Source organism: Pseudomonas protegens (genome assembly GCF_003363755.1).
Lineage (GTDB): Bacteria > Pseudomonadota > Gammaproteobacteria > Pseudomonadales > Pseudomonadaceae > Aquipseudomonas > Aquipseudomonas danubii.
The window spans coordinates 4,031,021-4,053,110 of record NZ_CP031396.1; the positions used below are offsets into that span (position 1 = coordinate 4,031,021).

At 62.2% G+C, this 22,090-nt stretch carries 16 protein-coding genes and 1 pseudogene; 12 read left to right on the forward strand and 5 right to left on the reverse strand.

All coding sequences use genetic code 11. From position 1 onward, the window contains the following. Positions 1–66: 66 nt before the first annotated feature. A complete protein-coding gene (locus DWF74_RS18245) occupies positions 67–2,499 on the reverse strand; it encodes a penicillin-binding protein 1A (RefSeq protein ID WP_205413509.1) in 2,433 nt (810 codons plus the stop codon). Positions 2,500–2,717: 218 nt separating this feature from the next. Here DWF74_RS18245 and pilM point away from each other — a divergent pair, with 218 nt between their 5' ends. From pilM to hemE, 11 genes and pseudogenes are all read left to right on the forward strand, one after another. Further along, the gene (gene pilM, locus DWF74_RS18250; RefSeq protein WP_115582462.1) at positions 2,718–3,767 is read left to right on the forward strand and encodes a type IV pilus assembly protein PilM; all 1,050 of its coding nucleotides are present in this window, start codon (positions 2,718–2,720) and stop codon (positions 3,765–3,767) included. Beyond that, positions 3,767–4,333 (forward strand): PilN domain-containing protein, encoded by a 567-nt coding sequence (locus tag DWF74_RS18255; RefSeq protein WP_115581441.1) that lies wholly within the window; start codon positions 3,767–3,769, stop codon positions 4,331–4,333. The genes pilM and DWF74_RS18255 overlap by 1 nt, the downstream gene beginning before the upstream one ends. Then, positions 4,330–4,953, forward strand: a complete 624-nt coding sequence (locus tag DWF74_RS18260) for a type 4a pilus biogenesis protein PilO (RefSeq protein ID WP_115581442.1) — start codon at positions 4,330–4,332, stop codon at positions 4,951–4,953. Before DWF74_RS18255 ends, DWF74_RS18260 begins: the two co-directional genes overlap by 4 nt. Beyond that, positions 4,950–5,477 (forward strand): pilus assembly protein PilP, encoded by a 528-nt coding sequence (locus DWF74_RS18265; RefSeq protein WP_115581443.1) that lies wholly within the window; start codon positions 4,950–4,952, stop codon positions 5,475–5,477. The genes DWF74_RS18260 and DWF74_RS18265 overlap by 4 nt, the downstream gene beginning before the upstream one ends. Positions 5,478–5,668: 191 nt before the next feature. Further along, positions 5,669–6,928 (forward strand): annotated as a pseudogene (locus tag DWF74_RS18270) (type IV pilus secretin PilQ); the annotation flags it as partial. 4 nt (positions 6,929–6,932) lie between these two features. Further along, positions 6,933–7,451 (forward strand): shikimate kinase AroK, encoded by a 519-nt coding sequence (gene aroK, locus DWF74_RS18275; protein WP_011058824.1) that lies wholly within the window; start codon positions 6,933–6,935, stop codon positions 7,449–7,451. 146 nt (positions 7,452–7,597) lie between these two features. Further along, on the forward strand, positions 7,598–8,698 hold the full coding sequence (aroB, locus tag DWF74_RS18280; RefSeq protein ID WP_102862804.1) for a 3-dehydroquinate synthase: 1,101 nt from the start codon (positions 7,598–7,600) through the stop codon (positions 8,696–8,698). 10 nt (positions 8,699–8,708) lie between these two features. Further along, positions 8,709–10,280, forward strand: a complete 1,572-nt coding sequence (locus DWF74_RS18285) for an AAA family ATPase (RefSeq protein WP_102862805.1) — start codon at positions 8,709–8,711, stop codon at positions 10,278–10,280. 348 nt (positions 10,281–10,628) lie between these two features. After that, positions 10,629–15,077, forward strand: coding sequence for a glutamate synthase large subunit (gene gltB / locus DWF74_RS18295; RefSeq protein ID WP_115581445.1), 4,449 nt, complete (start codon positions 10,629–10,631; stop codon positions 15,075–15,077). A gap of 124 nt (positions 15,078–15,201) precedes the next feature. Continuing rightward, positions 15,202–16,620 (forward strand): FAD-dependent oxidoreductase, encoded by a 1,419-nt coding sequence (locus DWF74_RS18300; RefSeq protein WP_102862807.1) that lies wholly within the window; start codon positions 15,202–15,204, stop codon positions 16,618–16,620. Positions 16,621–16,871: 251 nt separating this feature from the next. Next, positions 16,872–17,939, forward strand: coding sequence for a uroporphyrinogen decarboxylase (gene hemE, locus DWF74_RS18305; RefSeq protein ID WP_102862808.1), 1,068 nt, complete (start codon positions 16,872–16,874; stop codon positions 17,937–17,939). Between the two features lie 209 nt (positions 17,940–18,148). Here hemE and DWF74_RS18310 read toward each other — a convergent pair whose 3' ends face one another. Further along, positions 18,149–19,378, reverse strand: coding sequence for an MFS transporter (locus tag DWF74_RS18310; protein ID WP_430757473.1), 1,230 nt, complete (start codon positions 19,376–19,378; stop codon positions 18,149–18,151). Between the two features lie 169 nt (positions 19,379–19,547). On the opposite strand from DWF74_RS18310, the gene DWF74_RS18315 reads away from it, so the two are divergent. After that, positions 19,548–20,447: a LysR family transcriptional regulator gene (locus tag DWF74_RS18315; RefSeq protein WP_102863059.1), complete on the forward strand. Its 900-nt coding sequence runs from the start codon at positions 19,548–19,550 to the stop codon at positions 20,445–20,447. On the opposite strand, the gene DWF74_RS18320 is transcribed toward DWF74_RS18315, so the two are convergent. The 3 genes from DWF74_RS18320 to DWF74_RS18330 form a co-directional block, all read right to left on the reverse strand. Next, positions 20,415–20,906: an excinuclease gene (locus DWF74_RS18320; protein WP_102862810.1), complete on the reverse strand. Its 492-nt coding sequence runs from the start codon at positions 20,904–20,906 to the stop codon at positions 20,415–20,417. The genes DWF74_RS18315 and DWF74_RS18320 overlap by 33 nt on opposite strands. Before the next feature lie 205 nt (positions 20,907–21,111). Next, on the reverse strand, positions 21,112–21,558 hold the full coding sequence (locus DWF74_RS18325) for an excinuclease (RefSeq protein WP_102862811.1): 447 nt from the start codon (positions 21,556–21,558) through the stop codon (positions 21,112–21,114). A 62-nt stretch (positions 21,559–21,620) separates the two neighbouring features. Then, complete coding sequence (locus tag DWF74_RS18330) at positions 21,621–22,070, reverse strand: hypothetical protein (protein WP_102882076.1); 450 nt, start codon at positions 22,068–22,070, stop codon at positions 21,621–21,623. Between the last annotated feature and the right edge of the window lie 20 nt (positions 22,071–22,090).

Genomic DNA, 22,090 nt, shown 5'->3' on the forward strand with positions numbered 1-22,090 from the left:
GGGCTTGCCCGCGAAGAGGCCGTAAGACACCCATCGACCTTCGCTGGCCAGCCGGCTCCTGCAGGCTTAGAACAGATCGATCGGTGCCGCCTCGTCCGCCGGCAACGGGCTGCCCGGAGCGACCCCATTGCCCAGCTCGTTGACTGAGGGCGGAGTGTCTTCGCTCTTGAACAGCTCGAAATAGGCATTCGGTGTGCCTGGGGTAGCCGCGCGGCCGCTGACCGGGTCGACCCGCAGGCTGAGGATGCCTTCCGGCTCCGCCTGGGTGTGCGCCGGCTTGTCCTTGAGGGCGGCGCCCATGAAGTTAATCCAGATCGGCAGAGCCACAGTACCGCCGTACTCACGGCGTCCCAGGCTTTCCGGCTGGTCAAAGCCGGTCCACACGGTGGTCACGTAGTCAGCGTTGTAGCCGGAGAACCAAGCGTCCTTGGATTCGTTGGTAGTACCGGTCTTGCCGGCCAGGTCCGTACGGCCCAGGGACAGGGCCCGACGTCCGGTGCCCAGCTTGATCACGTCCTGGAGCATGCTGTTGAGGATGTAGGTGGTGCGCCCGTCGATGATCCGCTCGGCGACCGCGGGGGTCTGCACGGGGGCCTGGATCGGATTTTCGCCCGCCACGGTATTGACCGTGAAGCTGTGTTCCGGCGCCGCAATGCCGCTGCTGGTGGTATCCCCGGTGGGGACGCTGGGCGGGTTGGCGCTGAACAGCATCTCGCCGTTGCGGCTTTCGATCTTGTCGATGATGTATGGGGTGATCTTGTAGCCGCCGTTGGCAAAGGTGCTCCAGCCAGTGGCGATCTCCATGGGCGTCAGAGTCGCGGTGCCCAGTGCCAGGGACAGGTTGCGCGGCAGGTCCTGCTTGTTGAAGCCGAACTTGCTGATGTAGTCGATGGTGTGGTCCACACCCATGCTCTGTAGCAGGCGGATCGATACCAGGTTGCGCGACTTGTACAACGCTTCACGCATGCGGATCGGGCCGAGGAAGGTGTTGGTGTCGTTCTTCGGACGCCAGACCTTGTCCAGGTACTCATCGACAAACACGATCGGGGCGTCATTGACCAGGCTGGCCGCGGTGTAGCCATTGTCCAGGGCTGCGCTATAGACGAACGGCTTGAAGCTCGAGCCGGGTTGGCGCTTGGCCTGCATCGCACGGTTGTAGTTGCTCTGCTCGAAGGCAAAGCCCCCCACCAGCGCACGGATCGCGCCGTTTTTCGGGTCCAGGGTCACCAAGGCGCCTTGGGCGACCGGGATCTGGCTGAACTTCAGCGAATTGTCCGCCTGACGCTGTACGCGAATCAGGTCGCCGACCTGAGCCACGTCCGCCGGCTGGCGAGGGACGGCGCCCATGCTGTTGGTGTTGAGGAACGGCCGGGCCCATTTCATGGTGTCCCAGGCCACGTGCTCCTCGCCGTTGCGAGTCAGCACTTGTACGCCGTTCTTCTCGACCTGGGTGACGATCGCCGGTTCCAGGCCGCTGATGGTCCGCTGCTTGGTCAGTTCGGTGGCCCAGGCCGCCTGAGTCTTGCCTGGCAGGCGGGACTCAGGCCCGCGATAGCCGTGGCGCTGGTCGTAGGTCATCAAGCCTTCATGGACCGCGGTGTTGGCCATTTCCTGCAGATCGCTGGGCACCGTGGTGGTGACTCGGAAACCTTCGGTATAAGCGTCGCTGCCATAGCGGCCAACCATCTCGGCACGGGCCATCTCGGCGATGTACGGCGCGCTCACTTCCGGTGTCGGCACGTGATAGCTGGCGTTGAGCGGCTCGTTGATGGCTTCGGTGTAGGCCGCTTCGGTGATCTTGCCGAGCTTGTACATGCGCCCCAGGATCCAGTCACGACGCTCCTTGCTGCGCGCCGGGTTGGCCAGGGGGTTGAAGCGCGATGGGGCCTTGGGCAGGCCGGCGATCATCGCCATCTGCGCCAGGCTCACGTCGCGAATGGACTTGCCGTAATACACCTGGGCCGCAGCCTCGATGCCATAGGCGCGGTTGCCCAGATAGATCTTGTTGACGTACAGCTCGAGGATCTCGTCCTTGGTCAACTGCCGCTCGATCTGCAGGGCCAGGAGGATTTCGGTGGTCTTGCGCGAGAAGCTGCGCTCGCTGCTGAGGAAGAAGTTTTTCGCCACCTGCATGGTGATGGTGCTGCCGCCGGACTGGATGTGTCCGCTTTTGACCAATTGGGTCGCAGCGCGCATCAGGCTGCTGGGGTCAACTCCGTAATGGTTAGCGAAGTTGTCGTCTTCAGCACTTAGTAACGCATTGATGAAGTTGGGGGGAATTTCGGCGAAACGTATAGGGGTACGGCGCATTTCGCCAAATTCTGCGATCAACTTGCCGTCGCTGCTGTACACCCGCAGAGGAATCTGCAACTGGATACTTCTCAAGGCCTCAACCGAGGGAAGGCCGGGACTAAGATAGAGAAACGCACCGGAGAGGGCGAGAAGCAGCCCGCAGAACACAGCGACGATGGACCACCCGAAAAACTTCAGCAGACGAATCAAGGCTTTTGGATTTCCAGAGAAAGGAATGAATTAGGCGTCAGGGCATTCAAGGTATTCAGGGACCGACCTACGCAGCAGGAAAGCGGAAAAAAAACGCTGCGCATTATAAGCATTTTCCGCCGAGAGCGTCATTTGCCTGTCTGTCAAGACGTGGCGAACGAGTGCAATTGAGCTCAGGAAGTTCGTAAGTTACGGATAGTCATAGGGAAATGATCGTGCTTGGACTCTTCAGCAAAAAGTCGGGTTCCCTGCTGGGGATCGACATCAGTGCGACATCGGTCACGCTTCTGGCTCTGAGTCACCAGCGGCGCAGCTATCGAGTCGAGGCTTATGCCAGGGAAGACCTGGCTTCGGACCCGTTCGGGACCGATCCCGAGGCGCTGGCCAGGGTGTTGTCCCGGGCCTGGCTCAAGAGCGGCAGCCGTCGCCGGGATGTAGCTGTGGCGGTGTCGGGCGAGGCAGTGATCAGCAAGCTGATCGAGATGCCGGCCGGGCTCGGCGACGATGAGCTGGAACATCAGCTCCAGCTGGAGGCGGCCCAGTACATTCCTTATCCCCTTGAGGACGTGGCCATTGATTTCGAGGTCCAGGGCGCCGTGCCCGGTGATCCCCAGCGGGTTCAGGTGCTGCTGGTGGCCTGTCGCAACGAGGATGTCGAAGCCCTGGAAGCGCCAATGAACCTGGCAGGCCTGATGCCAAGGGTGGTGGATAGCGCGCCCCTTGCCCTGCAGCGTTGTCTGGCAATGCTGACGGAGTCGTTGCCGTCTGCATCGCCCTTGGCCGTGGCGCTGTTGGACATAGGTGCGGATATGACCACGTTCTGCGTGATGCACGGCCAGCGAATCATCTACAGCCGGGAGCAGTTGTTTGGCAGTCGACAGCTGACCCAGGCGTTGGAGCGCCGCTACGCGCTGACCCTGGATCAGGCGTTGCTGGCCGAGCGCCAGGGCTGTTTGCCCCAAGGTTGTGCCGATGACACGCTGCGGCCGTTCGAGCAAGCGTTGTTGCTGCAGGCGCATCGTTCCTTGCAACTGTTTGCCGAGTCGCCGCAACAACAGCCTGTTGAGCGGTTGCTGCTGGCCGGTGACGGCAGCCGCTTGACCGGTCTTGATGGTCGGCTAGCAGAACAAGTGGGAATCGTCACAGTCATCGCCGATCCGTTCGTCAGCATGTCCATTGCTCCCCATGTGGATGCCCGAGCGCTTGCTGAACAGGCGCCGTACCTGCTGCGTGCCTGCGGTCTGGCCCTGCGAGGGTTTGATTGATGGCCGGCATCAACCTTCTTCCCTGGCGCGAGGCCGCACGAGCGTTGCGCCGCCGACGTTTCCTCCAGGCATTGGCGGCAATGCTGGTGCTGGGCGTAGGGCTTGTGCTCCTGGCCGATGCCTGCATCGACCGGCTGATCGGTCGGCAACAGGCTCGCAACCAATATCTGAGGCAGGCGACGGTTGGCCTGGATAACCAAATTGCCACCATTCACCAACTCAAGGTCCAGCGTCAGCAACTGGTGGAGCGCATGGGGGTCATTGAGGATCTGCAAGGCAGCCGCTCGGCCAGTGTGCGGATTTTCCAGCAATTGGCCCGCAGCCTGCCCGCTGGCTTGTACTTTACCGAGGTGGGTCTGCAGGGGCAGAGCCTGAGCATTAGTGGGGCCGCGGAGTCCAATCAGCGGGTGTCCGAGTTGATGCGCAATCTGCAGTCCGCCGAGGGGTTTGCCGCACCCTGTCTGACCGAGGTGAAGCATGTTGTGGCGGCGGATCAGGGGTTGGGCAATCTGTTTCGGCTCAACGTTGGGTGGATGCCCTTGCTGCCGCAGGAGGTCCCGCGATGAGCCTGGGGCATTGGTTGGCGCAGTTGCGTAGTACCGATCTACGGGAGCTGGAATTGAGCAACCTCGGTTGCTGGCCCGGGCCGATCAAGGCGCTGCTGGCGGTCTTGCTTCTGCTACTGCCCCAGGTGGCGGGCTATAGCTTTTACCTGAGTCCGCATCTGGAGACGCTGGGGCAACTGCGCCGGGAGGAGCATCGATTCAAGCTGCAGTTCGCTGACAAAGCTGGAAAGGTCGCCAATCTTGAGCGCTACCGTGAGCAGCTTGGGGCCCTGCAGGACAGCTTCTCTCTGGTGGTGCGCCAGTTGCCCAGCGAGACCGAGGTCCCAGGACTGCTGGAAGACATCAGTCGCATGGGGCAGGACAGCAGCCTGGTGTTCGAGGAGATCAAGCTGCAACCGGAGGTGGTCCGGGAGTTTTATGTCGAGCTGCCAATTCAGATCGCGGTCACTGGTGCCTATCACGACCTGGCGACTTTCGTCAGTGGCGTCGCCGGTCTGCCGAGAGTCGTCACCTTGCATGATTTTCAGATCAAGCCCGTGGACAGGGGCAATTCCACACAACTGCGCATGAGCATCGAGGCGCGGACCTACAGGTATGACAGTCGGGAGCCTCACTCATGATCGGTTCGCGTTGCTGGGTATTCGGTTGTTTCTGTGTGGCACTGCTGGGATGTGAAGGTGGCGCTGACTTTGCCGACCTGGATGCCTACATGAGTGAGGTGCACCTGCAATCACCGGGGGCGATTGATCCGCCTCCGGTCATGCGCTCCTACCCCTCGGTCACTTATGGCGCCAGCGCGCTGCGCAGCCCATTTCAGCCACCCCAAAGAGTCGAGCAGATCACTGCTCGACAGGGCGCGAGTGCTGTCCGGCCCAATTCGCGGCGGGTCCGGCAACATCTTGAGGGCTTCGATATCGAGCAGTTGCAAATGGTCGGGACTCTGTCCCGTGCCTCCGGCCGCTTTGCGCTGTTGCGCAGCGCAGGCGGTGTCTTTCCCTTGCAGGTCGGTGATTACCTGGGGCGAAACGAGGGCCGGATCGTGGCCATCAGCGAGTCCCGGGTGGACGTGGTGGAAATTGTCGCCGATGGAGCGGGAGCCTGGCAGGAGCGGCCGCGAACACTGTCTCTGAAAAAACACTTTTAAGTGGAATCTGCAAAATGAACAGGACTGTTTCAGCCTTCGGTGTGGTGCTATGGATAGTGCTGCTGGCATCGCTGGTTGGCGCCACCGCGCTCAGGGCCTTCGCCTCTGAAGAGCACAATCGATTTGCCAGCAGCCCCCCGCTTGAGCCGGAAAACATTGGGGTTTCAGGTGAGGGCGCAACGCGTCTGCCCGGTGAAAGGCTTTCGCTGAATTTCCAGGACATCGAGGTGCGCGCGGTGCTGCAACTGATCGCCGATTTCACCGGGCTCAATCTGGTGGCCAGTGACACCGTGCAAGGCAATATCACCTTGCGCTTGCAGAGCGTGCCCTGGGACCAGGCTCTGGATCTGGTACTCAAGACCAAGGGGCTGGATAAGCGCAAGGTCGGGAACGTTTTGCTGGTGGCTCCGGCGGATGAGATCGCGGCCCGCGAGCGCCAGGAGCTGGAGTTGCAGACGCAGTTGGAAAACCTGGCGCCCTTGCGCCGGGATCTGCTGCAGGTCAATTACGCCAGGGCTGCGGATATCGCCAGGCTGTTCCAGTCCGTGACCGGTACCGAGGAGAAGGTTGGCGAACGTGGCTCCATCACCGTGGATGAGCGCACCAACAACATCATTGCCTACCAGACCCAGGAGCGCCTCGATGAGCTGCGGCGCATGGTCATTCAGCTGGACGTCCCGGTGCGTCAGGTGATGATCGAGGCGCGAATCGTCGAGGCCAACATCGACTACGACAAGAGCCTGGGCGTGCGCTGGGGCGGCTCGGTGCAAAACAGGGGCAATTGGAATGCTTCCGGGGTGCAGAGCGGCGCCAAAGGCTCTTCGACCATCGGCACCCCGGGCAGCAGTGGCAGCAATTCGCCCTTCGTCGATCTGGGTGTCACGGCCAACACCTCGGGCATCGGCGTTGCCTACATCACTGACAGCGTGCTGCTGGACCTGGAGCTGACCGCCATGGAGAAGACCGGCAACGGTGAAATCGTGTCCCAGCCCAAGGTGGTCACCTCCGACAAGGAAACCGCGAGGATTCTCAAGGGCACCGAAATTCCCTACCAGGAAGCCAGTTCCAGTGGCGCCACTTCAGTGTCGTTCAAGGAGGCCTCGCTGTCTCTTGAGGTGACGCCGCAGATCACCCCGGACAACCGCATCATCATGGACGTCAAGGTCACCAAGGATGAGCCGGATTACCTGAACAAGGTTCAGGATGTGCCGCCGATCAAGAAGAACGAGGTCAATGCCAAGGTCCTGGTCACTGATGGTGAGACCATCGTCATCGGTGGGGTTTTCTCCAATACCCAAAGCAAGGTTGTAGATAAAGTGCCATTTCTTGGCGATGTGCCGTATCTTGGCCGCCTTTTCCGGCGTGACGTGGTGTCGGAGAAAAAATCCGAGCTGCTGGTATTTCTCACTCCGCGTATCATGAACAACCAGGCGATTGCTGTGAGTCGTTGATTCTGTGCGAAATTTGATTCTTGTTGGGCCGATGGGGGCTGGAAAAAGCACCATAGGCCGCTTACTGGCCAAAGAGCTGCGCCTGCCATTCAAAGATTCCGATAAGGAAATTGAACTGCGTACAGGCGCGAATATTCCGTGGATCTTCGATAAAGAAGGCGAGCCGGGCTTTCGCGATCGTGAGCAGGCGATGATCGCCGAGCTCTGTGGCACCGACGGCGTGGTCCTGGCTACCGGCGGTGGTGCGGTGATGCGCGAAGCCAATCGTCGGGCGCTGCATGCCGGTGGACGAGTGGTCTATCTGCACGCTTCGGTGGAACAGCAGGTAGGGCGCACCGCCCGGGACCGCAATCGTCCCTTGCTGCGCACCGCCGATCCGGCCAAGACCCTGCGCGACCTGTTGGAAATCCGTGATCCGCTTTATCGGGAAATCGCCGACCTGGTGGTGGAAACCGATGAGCGGCCGCCACGAATGGTGGTGCTGGACATACTCGAGCGCCTGCAGCAGCTGCCACCCCGTTAATGCGTCGAGCGAAATGCGCTATTCTCGGCGTCGCGCCACGACCGCCAAGGTGTGGCGCAGAGCTATCGGGCAGCGTCAGAAGACCAGACGAGGCCCATCGTCAATACAAGGCACAACGCCTGCTTCCATCTTCACTGTGGGGACACATGCAGACACTTAAGGTCGATCTAGGCGAGCGCAGCTACCCGATTCACATTGGTGAAGGACTGTTGGACCGGCCCGAGCTGCTGGTGCCCCATATCGCCGGGCGGCAAGTGGCGATCATTTCCAATGCGACCGTTGCGCCGCTGTACCTTGAGCGTTTGACCCGCAGTCTGGCGCAGTTTTCGGTGATTTCGGTGGTCCTGCCCGATGGCGAGGCCTACAAGAACTGGGAAACCCTGCAACTGATCTTCGACGGCCTGCTCACTGCGCGCCACGACCGTCGGACCACCATCATTGCCCTCGGCGGCGGAGTGATCGGCGACATGGCCGGCTTTGCCGCCGCCTGCTATCAGCGCGGCGTGGACTTTATCCAGATTCCTACCACCCTGTTGTCCCAGGTGGACTCCTCGGTGGGTGGCAAGACGGGCATCAACCACCCCCTGGGCAAGAACATGGTTGGCGCTTTCTATCAGCCGAACGTGGTGCTGATCGATACCACCAGCCTCAATACCCTGCCGAACCGTGAACTGTCGGCGGGCCTGGCGGAAGTGATCAAGTACGGCCTGATCTGCGACGAGCCGTTCCTGACCTGGCTGGAAGAGAATGTCGATCGCCTGCGGTCCCTGGACCAGCAGGCGCTGACCTATGCCATCGAACGCTCCTGCGCGGCCAAGGCTGCGGTGGTCGGTGCCGACGAGCGTGAATCGGGGGTGCGTGCCACCCTCAACCTGGGCCATACCTTCGGCCATGCGATCGAGACTCATATGGGCTACGGTGTCTGGCTGCATGGTGAGGCGGTAGCTGCTGGCACCGTAATGGCCTTGGAAATGTCCGCGCGCCTGGGCTGGATCACCAGCCAGGAGCGTGACCGCGGTATTCGTCTGTTCCAGCGCGCGGGCTTGCCGGTCATCCCGCCTGAAGAGATGACCGAAGCGGACTTCCTCGAACATATGGCAATTGACAAGAAAGTGATCGACGGTCGTTTGCGTCTGGTGCTGTTGCGCCGCATGGGCGAAGCCGTAGTGACCGACGATTATCCGAAAGAGATTTTACAGGCCACGCTGGGAGCGGATTACCGCGCCCTGGCTCAGCTTAAAGGTTAATAAGATCCCGATGACTAGTTTGCACGCCGACGAGGCTTTCCTCGGCCATTACCAGTTGAGCCATGATCCTTTCGCTCCCCGGGTCCCTGGCTTCAAATTCTTTCCTGCCCAACGCAAGCCTGTGCTGGGGCAGTTGCATCACCTGGCACGTTACAGTCAGCTGCTGCTGGTAGTCACCGGCCCTCAGGGCAGTGGCAAGACGCTGTTGCGTCAGGCTCTGGTCGCCAGTACCAACAAGCAATCGGTGCAAAGCGTGGTGGTTTCCGCCCGTGGCGCCAGCGATGCTGCCGGAGTGTTGCACCAGGTAGCCCAGGCCTTGAACGTGGCCCAGGCCGAGATCGGCGCAATCCTCGCCCAAGTGGTGCAACTGGCCCTGACCGGTCAGGAAGTCTACCTGCTGGTGGATGATGCCGAGCAGCTTGACGAGTCTGCACTTGAGGCCCTGCTGGCCCTGGCGGCGGGCGCTCCGGAAGGTCGCCCTCATGTATTCCTGTTCGGCGAGTCGTCGCTGATCGCGTCCCTGGATCAGTTGAGCACCGAGGAAGAGCGCTTCCACGTCATCGAATTGCAGCCATACACCGAAGAGGAAACCCGTGAATATCTGGCTCAGCGCCTCGAGGGCGCGGGTCAGGGCATCGAACTTTTCTCCGCAGATCAGATCAGTGATATTCACGAAAGCTCCGATGGCTGGCCGGGCAACATCAACCAGGTCGCCAGGGATGCAATGATCGAAGCCATGATCGCCAGCCGCTCCGCGGTCAAGCGTCCAAGTATGGGGTTCAACATGCCGAAGAAACACGTATTGGCCATTTCCGCTGTAGTGGTTGTGGCCGTGGCTGCAGCCTGGTTGATGCCGGGTCGCAGCAAGGCGCCAACCACCGGGGCTCCGGCCAGCGAGCAAGCGCAACTGCCCCTCGGGCAGACACCGACACCGAATGCCAATGGCAGTCCATCGGTGGAATTTGCCGGCTCGTCTCAGCCGATGCCGCTGCCGTTGGTCGGCCAGTCGCAACCGGTCATGCGCGGTCCTCTGGCTGAAGCCGCAGGCGGTATCACCGAGGGCGACGATGGGGTTCCTGTGGAAGGCTCCAGTGCCGTTCCGCCAACCGTGACCACCACCGCGCCGCCTGCTGGTGCAGTGGCCAGCCCTGCACCGACTCCGACTCCGGCCCCGACCCAGGTCGCCACCGCCAAGCCGACCCCTGCGCCCAAGCCGGTAGAGAAACCGGTTGCTGCCAAGCCGGCTCCGGCCGCCAAGCCAGCGGAAAAGCCGGTCACTGTAGCCAAGGCTGCCGGTGGCAGTTGGTACGCCGGACAAGCGCCAGGCAACTACGTGGTGCAGATTCTCGGCACCAGCTCGGAAGCCGCCGCGCAGAATTTTGTTAAGGAACAAGGCGGTGAATACCGCTACTTCAAGAAAGTCCTCAACGGCAAGCCGCTGTATGTGATCACCTACGGCAACTTCGCAAGCCGCGATGCAGCGGTCAGCGCCATCAAATCCTTGCCAGCGAAGGTTCAGGCTGGTAAACCTTGGCCTCGCACTGTCGCTAGCGTTCAACAAGAACTGGCAACAACTCGCTGAAGATTCGGCGGCCTTACCCAGGCCGCCTCTCCCGGCAACCTCAAATTTCCGCATCGGCATGCTGCCTTACCGGCCGCGTGCCTTGTGGTGTCTGCGTCACAGTAGTTTTTGAGTCGCGGCAGTCAAAAGCAAAACTTTTTGACTAGCACAGCATATCGCTTTAAAACGTTCATAAATGCGACATGAATTTGCGACAGATCGTCGTCAAATTTGTGGGGCTTTGTGTCGGTGTGTATAATGACCTCCCTTTTGCCCCCGCAAAGCTGGCGTACGTTCGGCGTGGACGGTAAGTGGTTGAATTGAAAAGAAATTTGTCTCGATAAGAGGCAGCCTGGTGAGAAAGTGTCTATGAAAGCAGGTCTGTACCAACCAGATGAGTTTAAGGATAACTGTGGTTTCGGCCTGATAGCCCATATGCAGGGCGAACCCAGTCATACCCTGTTGAAAACGGCCATTGAGGCCCTGACCTGCATGACCCACCGCGGTGGGATCAACGCGGACGGCAAGACCGGCGACGGTTGCGGTCTGCTGATGCAAAAGCCCGACCTGTTCCTGCGCGCCGTCGCCACGGAGCATTTCGGCGTCGAACTGCCCAAGCAATATGCGGTGGGCATGGTGTTCTTCAACCAGGACCCGGTGAAAGCCGAAGCCGCTCGCGAAAACATGAACCGCGAGATCCTGGCCGCCGGCCTGCAGCTGGTGGGCTGGCGCAAAGTACCGATCGATACCAGTGTGCTCGGGCGTCTGGCCCTGGAGCGCCTGCCACAGATCGAACAAGTGTTCATCGGCGGCCAGGGTCTGAGCGACCAGGACTTTGCCATCAAGCTGTTCAGTTCCCGTCGTCGCTCCTCGGTGGCCAACGCCGCCGACACCGATCACTACATCTGCAGCTTTTCCCACAAGACCATCATTTACAAAGGCCTGATGATGCCGGCGGACCTCGCCGCCTTCTATCCGGACCTGGGTGATCCGCGCCTGCAAACCGCGATCTGCGTGTTCCACCAGCGCTTCTCCACCAACACCCTGCCGAAATGGCCGCTGGCCCAGCCATTCCGCTTCCTCGCCCACAACGGCGAGATCAACACCATCACCGGCAACCGCAACTGGGCCGTGGCCCGGCGTACCAAGTTCGCCAACGACCTGATCCCGGACCTGGAAGAGCTCGGCCCGCTGGTCAACCGCGTGGGTTCCGACTCCTCGAGCATGGACAACATGCTGGAACTGATGGTCACCGGCGGCATCGACCTGTTCCGCGGCGTGCGCATGATCATTCCGCCAGCGTGGCAGAACGTCGAGACCATGGACGCCGACCTGCGCGCGTTCTACGAATACAACTCCATGCACATGGAGCCGTGGGATGGCCCGGCCGGCGTGGTCATGACCGACGGTCGCTACGCCGTCTGCCTGCTGGACCGCAATGGCCTGCGCCCGGCGCGCTGGGTCACCACCAAGAACGGCTTCATCACCCTGGCTTCGGAAATCGGCGTGTGGAACTACCAGCCCGAGGACGTGATCGCCAAGGGCCGTGTGGGGCCAGGGCAGATCTTTGCCGTGGACACCGAAACCGGGCAGATCCTCGACACTGACGCCATCGACAACCGCTTGAAATCCCGTCATCCATACAAGCAATGGCTGCGCAAGAACGCTCTGCGCATCCAGGCCACCATGGAAGACAACGACCACGGTTCGGCCTTCTACGATGTCGACCAGCTCAAGCAGTACATGAAGATGTACCAGGTCACCTTCGAAGAGCGTGACCAGGTGCTGCGTCCGCTGGGCGAACAGGGCTACGAGGCGGTGGGCTCCATGGGCGATGACACGCCGATGGCGGTGCTGTCCCAGCGCGTGCGTACCCCTTACGACTACTTCCGCCAGCAGTTCGCCCAGGTCACCAACCCGCCGATCGACCCGCTGCGCGAAGCCATCGTCATGTCCCTGGAGATCTGCCTCGGTGCCGAGCGCAACATCTTCCAGGAGTCGCCTGAGCATGCTTCGCGGGTGATCCTCAGCTCGCCAGTGATCTCCCCGGCCAAGTGGCGTTCGCTGATGAACCTCGATCGCCCGGGCTTCGAGCGCCAGGTCATCGACCTCAACTACGACGAGAGCGTCGGTCTGGAAGCGGCAATCCGCAATGTCGCCGACCAGGCTGAAGAAGCCGCGCGCGCCGGCCGCACCCAGATCGTCCTCAGCGACCGTCATATCGCGCCGGGCAAGCTGCCGATCCACGCCTCCCTGGCCACGGGCGCGGTGCACCATCGCCTGACCGAAAAAGGCCTGCGTTGCGACTCCAACATCCTGGTGGAAACCGCCACCGCCCGCGATCCGCACCACTTTGCGGTGCTGATCGGTTTTGGTGCTTCGGCGGTCTATCCGTTCCTGGCCTATGAAGTGCTGGGGGACCTGATCCGTACCGGCGAAGTGCTGGGCGACCTCTACGAGGTGTTCAAGAACTACCGCAAGGGCATCACCAAGGGCCTGTTGAAGATCCTGTCGAAGATGGGCATCTCCACCATCGCCTCCTACCGTGGCGCGCAGCTGTTCGAAGCCATCGGCCTGTCCGAGGAAGTTTGCAACCTGAGCTTCCGTGGCGTGCCGAGCCGGATCAAGGGCGCACGTTTCGTCGACATCGAAGCCGAGCAGAAAGCCCTGGCGGCCGAAGCCTGGAGCCCGCGCAAGCCGATCCAGCAAGGCGGCCTGCTGAAGTTCGTCCACGGCGGCGAATACCACGCCTACAACCCGGACGTGGTCAACACCCTGCAAGCCGCCGTGCAGCAGGGCGACTACGCCAAGTTCAAGGAATACACCGCGCTGGTGGATAACCGCCCGGTGTCGATGATCCGTGACCTGTTCCAGGTGAAGACCCTGGACACGCCGATGGACATCAGCGAAGTCGAGCCCCTGGAGTCGATCCTCAAGCGCTTCGACTCCGCGGGCATTTCCCTGGGCGCCTTGTCCCCCGAGGCCCACGAAGCCCTGGCCGAAGCCATGAACCGCCTCGGTGCGCGTTCCAACTCCGGTGAAGGCGGCGAAGATCCGGCGCGCTACGGCACCATCAAGAGCTCCAAGATCAAGCAAGTGGCCACTGGCCGGTTCGGTGTGACCCCGGAATACCTGGTCAACGCCGAAGTGCTGCAGATCAAGGTGGCCCAGGGCGCCAAGCCCGGCGAAGGCGGCCAACTGCCCGGCGGCAAGGTCAACGGCCTGATCGCCAAGCTGCGTTACGCCGTGCCCGGCGTGACCCTGATCTCGCCACCGCCGCACCACGACATCTACTCCATCGAAGACCTGTCGCAGCTGATCTTCGACCTCAAGCAGGTCAACCCTCAGGCCCTGGTTTCGGTGAAGCTGGTGGCGGAAGCCGGTGTCGGCACCATCGCTGCCGGTGTGGCCAAGGCCTATGCCGACCTGATCACCATTTCCGGCTACGACGGTGGCACCGGCGCTTCGCCGCTGACCTCGATCAAGTACGCCGGTGCGCCGTGGGAACTGGGCCTGGCGGAAACCCACCAGACCCTGCGCGGCAACGACCTGCGCGGCAAGGTCCGGGTGCAGACCGACGGCGGCCTGAAAACCGGCCTCGACGTGATCAAGGCGGCCATCCTCGGGGCTGAAAGCTTCGGCTTCGGCACCGCGCCGATGATCGCCCTGGGCTGCAAGTACTTGCGCATCTGCCACCTGAACAACTGCGCCACTGGCGTGGCGACGCAGAACGAGAAGCTGCGCAAGGATCACTACATCGGCACCGTCGACATGGTGGTGAACTTCTTCACCTACGTCGCCGAGGAAACCCGTGAGTGGCTGGCCAAGCTCGGCGTGCGCTCCCTGGAGGAACTGATCGGTCGTACCGATCTGTTGGAAATCCTCGAAGGCCAGACCGCCAAGCAGCACCACCTGGATCTGACCCCGCTGCTGGGCAGCGACCATATCCCGGCGGACAAACCGCAGTTCTGCCAGGTGGACCGCAACCCTCCGTTCGACAAGGGCCTGCTGGCCGAGAAAATGGTCGAGATGGCGCGTTCGGCGATCAACGACAAGAGCGGTGCCGACTTCGCCCTGGATATCTGCAACTGCGACCGTTCCATCGGTGCGCGGATCTCCGGTGAAATTGCCAAGCTGCACGGCAACCAGGGCATGGCCCAGGCACCGATCACGTTCCGCTTCAAGGGCACTGCGGGGCAGAGCTTCGGCGTGTGGAACGCCGGGGGCCTGAACCTCTACCTGGAAGGCGATGCCAACGACTACGTGGGCAAGGGCATGACCGGCGGCAAGCTGGTGATCGTTCCGCCCAAGGGCAGCGTCTACAAGACTCAGGACAGCGCGATTATCGGCAACACCTGCCTGTATGGCGCCACTGGCGGCAAGCTGTTCGCCGCCGGCACCGCGGGCGAGCGTTTCGCCGTGCGTAACTCCGGTGCCCACACCGTGGTGGAAGGCACTGGCGATCACTGCTGCGAGTACATGACCGGTGGCTTTGTCTGCGTCCTGGGCAAGACCGGTTACAACTTCGGCTCAGGCATGACCGGCGGATTCGCCTACGTGCTCGACCAGGACAACACTTTCGTTGACCGGGTCAACCACGAACTGGTGGAAATCCAGCGGATCAGCGGCGAAGCGATGGAAGCCTATCGCAGCCACCTGCAGCGTGTGCTGAACGAGTATGTCGAGGAAACCGACAGCGAATGGGGTCGTAACCTCGCTGAGAACCTCGACGACTACTTGCGTCGCTTCTGGCTGGTCAAGCCCAAGGCGGCGAGCTTGAAGTCTCTGCTCTCCAGTACTCGTGCGAATCCGCAGTAACGCAGCTGCAGACTACGAGCCTCAAGCGGCAAGCTTGAAGCTCGTGCGCGGTGTGCCGACTTAATGTGATTGTCTTGCAGCTTGAAGCTCGTCGCTTGAGGCTGTCGTAAAGAGGTTCCTGAACATGGCCGAACGTCTCAATAACGACTTCCAGTTCATCGAGGTCGGGCGCAAAGACCCGAAGAAGAAACTGTTGCGTCAACGCAAGAAAGAGTTCGTGGAGATCTACGAACCCTTCAAACCCCAGCAGTCGGCCGACCAGGCCCACCGCTGCCTGGGTTGCGGCAACCCGTACTGCGAATGGAAGTGCCCGGTGCACAACTTCATTCCCAACTGGCTCAAGCTGGTGGCCGAGGGCAACATCCTCGCCGCCGCCGAGCTGTCGCATCAGACCAACACCCTGCCGGAAGTCTGCGGCCGGGTCTGCCCCCAGGACCGGCTGTGCGAGGGTGCCTGCACCCTCAACGACGGCTTTGGCGCGGTGACCATCGGCTCGGTGGAGAAGTACATCACCGACACCGCCTTCGCCATGGGCTGGCGCCCGGACATGTCCAAGGTCAAGCCCACTGGCAAGCGCGTGGCGATCATCGGTGCGGGCCCGGCGGGCCTGGGCTGTGCCGACGTGCTGGTGCGTGGCGGCGTGACCCCGGTGGTGTTCGACAAGAACCCGGAAATCGGCGGTCTGCTGACCTTCGGCATTCCCGAGTTCAAGCTGGAAAAGACCGTGCTGAGCAATCGTCGCGAAGTCTTCAGCGGCATGGGCATCGAGTTCCGCCTCAACACCGAGGTGGGCAAGGACGTGACCATGGAGCAACTGCTTGCCGAATACGATGCGGTGTTCATGGGCATGGGCACCTACACCTACATGAAGGGCGGCTTTGCCGGTGAGGACCTGCCGGGTGTGTACGACGCCCTGGATTTCCTGATCGCCAACGTCAACCGCAACCTGGGCTTTGAAAAGTCGCCGGAAGACTTTGTCGACATGAAGGGCAAGAAGGTGGTGGTACTGGGCGGTGGCGACACCGCGATGGACTGCAACCGCACCTCGATCCGCCAGGGCGCCAAGTCGGTGACCTGCGCCTATCGTCGTGACGAAGCCAACATGCCCGGCTCGCGCAAAGAGGTGAAGAACGCCAAGGAAGAAGGCGTGAAGTTCCTCTACAACCGCCAGCCGATCGCCATCGTCGGTGAAGACAAGGTCGAAGGCGTGAAGGTGGTCGAGACCCGTCTCGGCGAACCGGATGCCCGTGGCCGCCGCAGCCCCGAGCCGATTCCCGGCTCCGAAGAGATCATCCCGGCCGACGCCGTGGTCATCGCCTTCGGTTTCCGCCCGAGCCCGGCGCCGTGGTTCGAGCAGTTCAGCATCCAGACCGACAGCCAGGGCCGCGTCGTGGCGCCGGAGCAAGGCCAGTACAAGCACCAGACCAGCAACCCGAAAATCTTTGCCGGTGGCGACATGGTCCGCGGTTCTGATCTCGTGGTGACGGCGATCTTCGAAGGGCGTAACGCCGCCGAAGGCATCCTCGACTACCTGGGCGTTTAAGCTGCTGCGCTCGGCAATGCTGCGCGCTGCACGCCTGCGGCGCTACGCAGAAACAGACTCGGAATGCTCATTGACAGCAGTCAACTCCGCTTCCTCGTCTGTTTTCGCCTTGCCTTGCCTTCGCTCGCGACGCTTAAACAACTGCTTGTAGTCCGCGACAAATTGACCTGATACATAAAAGGCACGGCTCTTGCCGTGCCTTTTGTGTCGCGCTCTGAGAAAATGCCCCCACTTTTTTTCCGGATGCCGACATGACTGCCCTGAAGAACGACCGTTTCCTTCGTGCCCTGCTCAAGCAACCCGTAGACGTCACCCCGGTGTGGATGATGCGGCAAGCCGGGCGCTACCTGCCTGAATACCGCGCCAGCCGTGCCAATGCCGGTGACTTCATGAGCCTGTGCATGAACCCGGCGTTCGCCTGCGAAGTCACGCTGCAGCCTCTGGACCGCTATCCACAGCTGGATGCGGCGATTCTCTTCTCCGACATCCTCACCATCCCCGACGCCATGGGCCAAGGCCTGTACTTCGAGACCGGTGAAGGCCCGCGCTTCAAGAAAGTGGTCAGCACCCTGGCCGACATCGAAGCCCTGCCGATCCCCGATCCGCAAAAGGACCTGGGCTACGTGATGGACGCGGTCAGCACCATTCGTCGCGAACTCAATGGCCGCGTGCCGCTGATCGGTTTTGCCGGCAGCCCCTGGACCCTGGCCACCTACATGGTCGAAGGCGGTTCGTCGAAAGACTTCCGCAAGTCCAAGGCCATGCTCTACGACAACCCGCAAGCCATGCACCTGCTGCTGGACAAGCTGGCGCAGTCGGTCACTTCCTACCTCAACGGGCAGATCCTGGCCGGTGCCCAGGCGGTGCAGATTTTCGATAGCTGGGGCGGCAGCCTTTCGTCGGCGGCCTATCAGGAATTCTCCCTGGCCTACATGCGCAAGATCGTCAGCGGCCTGATCCGCGAGCACGAGGGGCGCAAGGTGCCGGTGATCCTGTTCACCAAGGGCGGCGGCCTGTGGCTGGAGAGCATTGCCGATGCTGGCGCCGACGCCCTGGGCCTGGACTGGACCTGCGACATTGGCGAAGCCCGTCGGCGTGTCGGCAGCAAGGTTTCCCTGCAAGGCAACATGGACCCTACCGTGCTCTACGCCAATCCGCAGGCGATCCGCAGCGAAGTCGCGCGCATCCTCGCGAGCTACGGCACCGGCAGCGGCCACGTGTTCAACCTGGGTCACGGCATCACCCCGGAAGTGAAGCCGGAGCATGCCGGTGCTTTCCTGGAAGCGGTGCACGAGTTGTCGGCGCAATACCACGTGTAAGCGCCACCCCATCAAAAACGCCCGGCCAATGCAGGCTGTGTGAAAACGTCACGAGTGAAGGCAAGACAAGGCAAAAACAGGCGAGGAAGCGGAGTTTACTGGCTGTAAATGAGCATTCCGAGCCTGTTTTTAACGCAGTATTGCCAAACGCAGTAGTTTTCACACAGCCTGCAATGCCGGGCGTTTTCGTTGCTGAAGGTTTGGCGCGCTCAGGCCGCTTCGCTGCGGGTCAGGGGGGGAAGTTTTGCGAGCTTCATGGCGACCAGTAACGCGCCTAGCAACAGCGCACTGATGAACAGGCCGATGCCGTTCCACCCCGCCAGGTGCCAGAACACCCCGCCAGCGGTGCCGGCAATGCTCGAACCGGCGTAGTAGCTGAACAGGTACAGCGATGAGGCCTGGCCCTTGGCCTTGGTGGCCCGGCGGCCGATCCAGCTGCTGGCCACCGAGTGGGCACCGAAGAAGCCGAAGGTGAACAGCAGCATGCCGATCAGCACCAGGGACAGCGGCGTCAGCAGGGTCAGGGCGATCCCCGCCAGCATCAGCACGATGGTGGCCCAGAGCACTCGGCGTCGGCCCAGTTGGTCCGCCAGGGCGCCGATCTTCGCCGAGCTGTAGATCCCCGAGAGGTAGACCACCGACAGCATCCCGACCCAGGCCTGGCTCAGCTGATAGGGATCGGCCAGCAGGCGGTAGCCGATGTAGTTGAACAGGGTGACGAAGGCCCCCATCAGCAGGAAACCTTCAAGAAACAGCCAGGGCAGGCCGGCGTCGCGAAAGTGCATGGTAAAGCCGTCCAGCAGGCTGCGTGGGTGCAGCGAGCGGGGGCGGAAGTTGCGCGACTCGGGAAGGATGCGCCAGAACACCGCGGCGGCGATCAATGCCAGGCCGCCGATCACCAGCATCGCTGTGTGCCAGCTGACGAAGTCGATCAGCACCCCGGTGATCAGTCGCCCGCTCATGCCGCCAATGGCATTGCCGCCGATGTACAGGCCCATGGCCAGGCCGATGTGCTGGGGGTGAATCTCTTCGCTGAGGTAGGTCATGGCCACCGCTGCCAGCCCGCTCAGGGACAGCCCCACCAGCGCCCGCATCACCAGCACTGCGTGCCAGCTGGGCATCAGTGCGCTGGCGATGGTGCACAGGGCGGCGGCGAGCAAGGCCGCCACCATCACCGGCTTGCGGCCGATGCGGTCGGAAATGGGCCCGGTGATCAGCAGACCGATGGCCAGCATGCCCGTCGACACCGAGAGAATCAGGCTGCTCTGGGCCGCATTGATGGAAAACTCCCGGGACAGCAGCGGCATCATCGGTTGCACGCAGTACAGCAGGGCGAAGGTGGCAAAGCCCCCGGAGAACAGCGCCAGCACCGTGCGCATGAACAGCGGTGTGCCTTTCTCGATGTAGACCTCGTTGAGTTGGGCGACCACCTCGTCCAGGGGCGTAGCGGCGAGGGTGTGGGCAAGGGGGGCAACAGCGGTTTTCACGGGGACCTCGGGGGGGACGCAGCCGGTCAGGCAATGGAAAAAAGCATATAGCTGGCTAATGATCATTTCCAATATATTGTTCGACCTGTTTGATAGCTTTAACGACTCAATGGAATCGCCCATGGAATTGCGTCACTTGCGCTACTTCATCGCCGTCGCCGAAGAGCTGCACTTCGGCCGTGCGGCCCAGGTGCTGGGCATTTCCCAGCCACCGCTGAGCCAGCAGATCCAGGCCCTGGAGCAGGAGGTGGGCGCCCGGCTGTTCGAGCGTACCAATCGTCGGGTCGAGCTTAGCGAGGCCGGGCGCCTGTTCCTCGAAGAGGCGCGCCTGGTGCTGGCTCAGGTGGACAAGGCGGCAGACGTGGCCCGGCGCGCGCAGTTGGGCGAACTGGGCGAACTGAAGATCGGCTTCACCTCGTCAGCCCCCTTCAACTCGACCATTCCCCAGGCCATCTTTGCCTTTCGCCAGCGCTTTCCCGCGGTGCACCTCAAGCTCAAGGAAATGAGCAGCACCCAGGTGGCCGAAGCCTTGGTGGACCAGACGATCCAGGTGGGCATCATGCGGCCCTTGCCCTTGCCGGACTCCTTGTCGGTGGTGGAGCTGCTGCGCGAGCCGCTGGTGGCGGTGCTCAGCGCCAAGCATCCGCTGGCCAGCGGCAGTGAAGAGGGCTTGCACCTGGCGGCGCTGGCCCAGGAGCCTTTTGTGTTCTTCCCTCGCAGCTATGGCAGCGGCCTGTATGCCCAGTTGCTGAGCCTGTCCCGGGAGGCCGGGTTTACCCCGCATTTCGCCCAGGAGGCGGGTGAAGCCATGACCATCATCGGCCTGGTCGCAGCGGGGCTGGGGGTCTCGGTACTGCCGGCGTCCTACCAGCGCATGCGCATCGACGGCGTGGTCTATCGTCGGCTGCTGGACCCGGAGGCCATGTCGGCGGTGTGGCTGGTACAGCGCCAGGACCAGGCCTCGCCCATGGCCAAGGCCTTTGTCGAGCTACTGACGCGCAAGACCGGGGCCACGTCCTGAGGGGCTGTTGGGGCGCACCGGGGGCTGCAGGATGACCAGGTCGCCGCGCAGGGCGACGCCCGCCATCAGCACCCCGGCGCGGCATTCGTAGGTGTTGAGGTCCTTGCGTACGTGGCGCTTGTAGTAGCTGACGATGTTGGTTACCGCGTTGGCGCCGACCCGCTTGGCTGCGGCTTGCAGGGTGATCAGCGCCGACTGCAAGGCCCACTCGCAGGCGGCGATATCGCTCTTGTTGGAGGCATTGGTCTTCTTGTGGGTGGTCACTTCGGTGAGCCGCACCTGGAGCACCGGTGGCAGCGGGTTGCCGGCCAGGTGGAAGCTCACGCTGCCATCCAGGCGCCCGGCGCGCTCGGCGTCGGCCACGACTTTTTCGAAGGGCATGTACATCAGGTTGGTGGCCTGGCTGGTGGGGCTCAGGACGGCTAGCAGGGCCAGGGCAATCAGCGCTTTCACTTGCATGGTCGGCTCCTTGACGGACGTGAAAGAAGAGCCAGCGTCGCACCGGCCCAGGTCCAGTCGCAGCGCTTGGCTCCCGCAGGCGACGGTGGCCCGGCCTGCTGTTGCGAGTGTAGACGGCGCTGGCCGGGCCCCCGAAAAAATCCCGGAAACAAAAAGGGCGCCCCACCAGGCTGTGTGGGGCGCCCTTTTCATTGTCAGCCGCAGCTTACTGGACCTTGGACAGATCCCCGCGCAGTGCGACACCAGCCATGATGGCGCCAGCATGGCACTCATAGGTGGTGGCGTCCTTGCGCTCACGGCTCTTGTAGAAACTGGCGATGTCGGTCACGGCGTTGGCGCCGACTTTCTTCGCCGCTTCATGCAGGGTGATCAGCGCCGACTGCAAGGCCCACTCGCAGGCCACCTGGTCGGCCTTGCCGAAGGCATTGGTCTTCTTGTTGGTCACGGCGCCCGGGCTCAGCACACTGACCTTGCCGGCCGGCTTGTTGCCCGCCAGGTAGAACTTCACGCTGCCATCGATCTTGCCGGTGCTGATGGCCTCGGCCACCACCTTGTCGAAGGGCAGGAACAGGGTGGTATCGCGGGCCTGGCTGATGCCGGGCAGGGTGCACAGCAGCAGGGTGGCGGTGGCCGCCAGTGTCTTCAAACGCATCGCATTCTCCATGACATTAAAGGGGGTGAAGCAGCCCTGTGACCGGGGTCACAGGGAGAGGCTCATTGCGCGGCCGGGAAGCTCTTGGCCGCGGCGTCGGACAGCTGTTGCGCGGTCCGCTCGTTCTGGTTGTCCCGCAGCTCGCGCAGGATGCCCTTGTCCAGCAGGCGTACCCAGCGGATGTAGTTCTTGTGGATCTTGCCGTCCTTGTAATCCAGGTCGCGGCTGTCGCGGTAGACGATCTTGTAGTAGCTGGCGGAGTACTGGATATCGATCTCGGCGTGGAACTGCTCACGCACGGTGATCTCGGCCTGAATCAGCTCCGGGCTGATGCGCTGCACGGTCCACTTGCGGGCCACCAGGTTCTTCAGGATCGCCTGTTTGACCTGCTCCTGGTCGGCCTGGATGGTGGCCGGGATCACTCGGTTGGGGGTGTACATGCGCTTGCTGGTGCAGGCGGTGACGCTCAGCAGGGCGAGGACGATGAGGGTGGCGCGAAACAGGGAAGACATTCCATTTCTCCAGTGAGGTG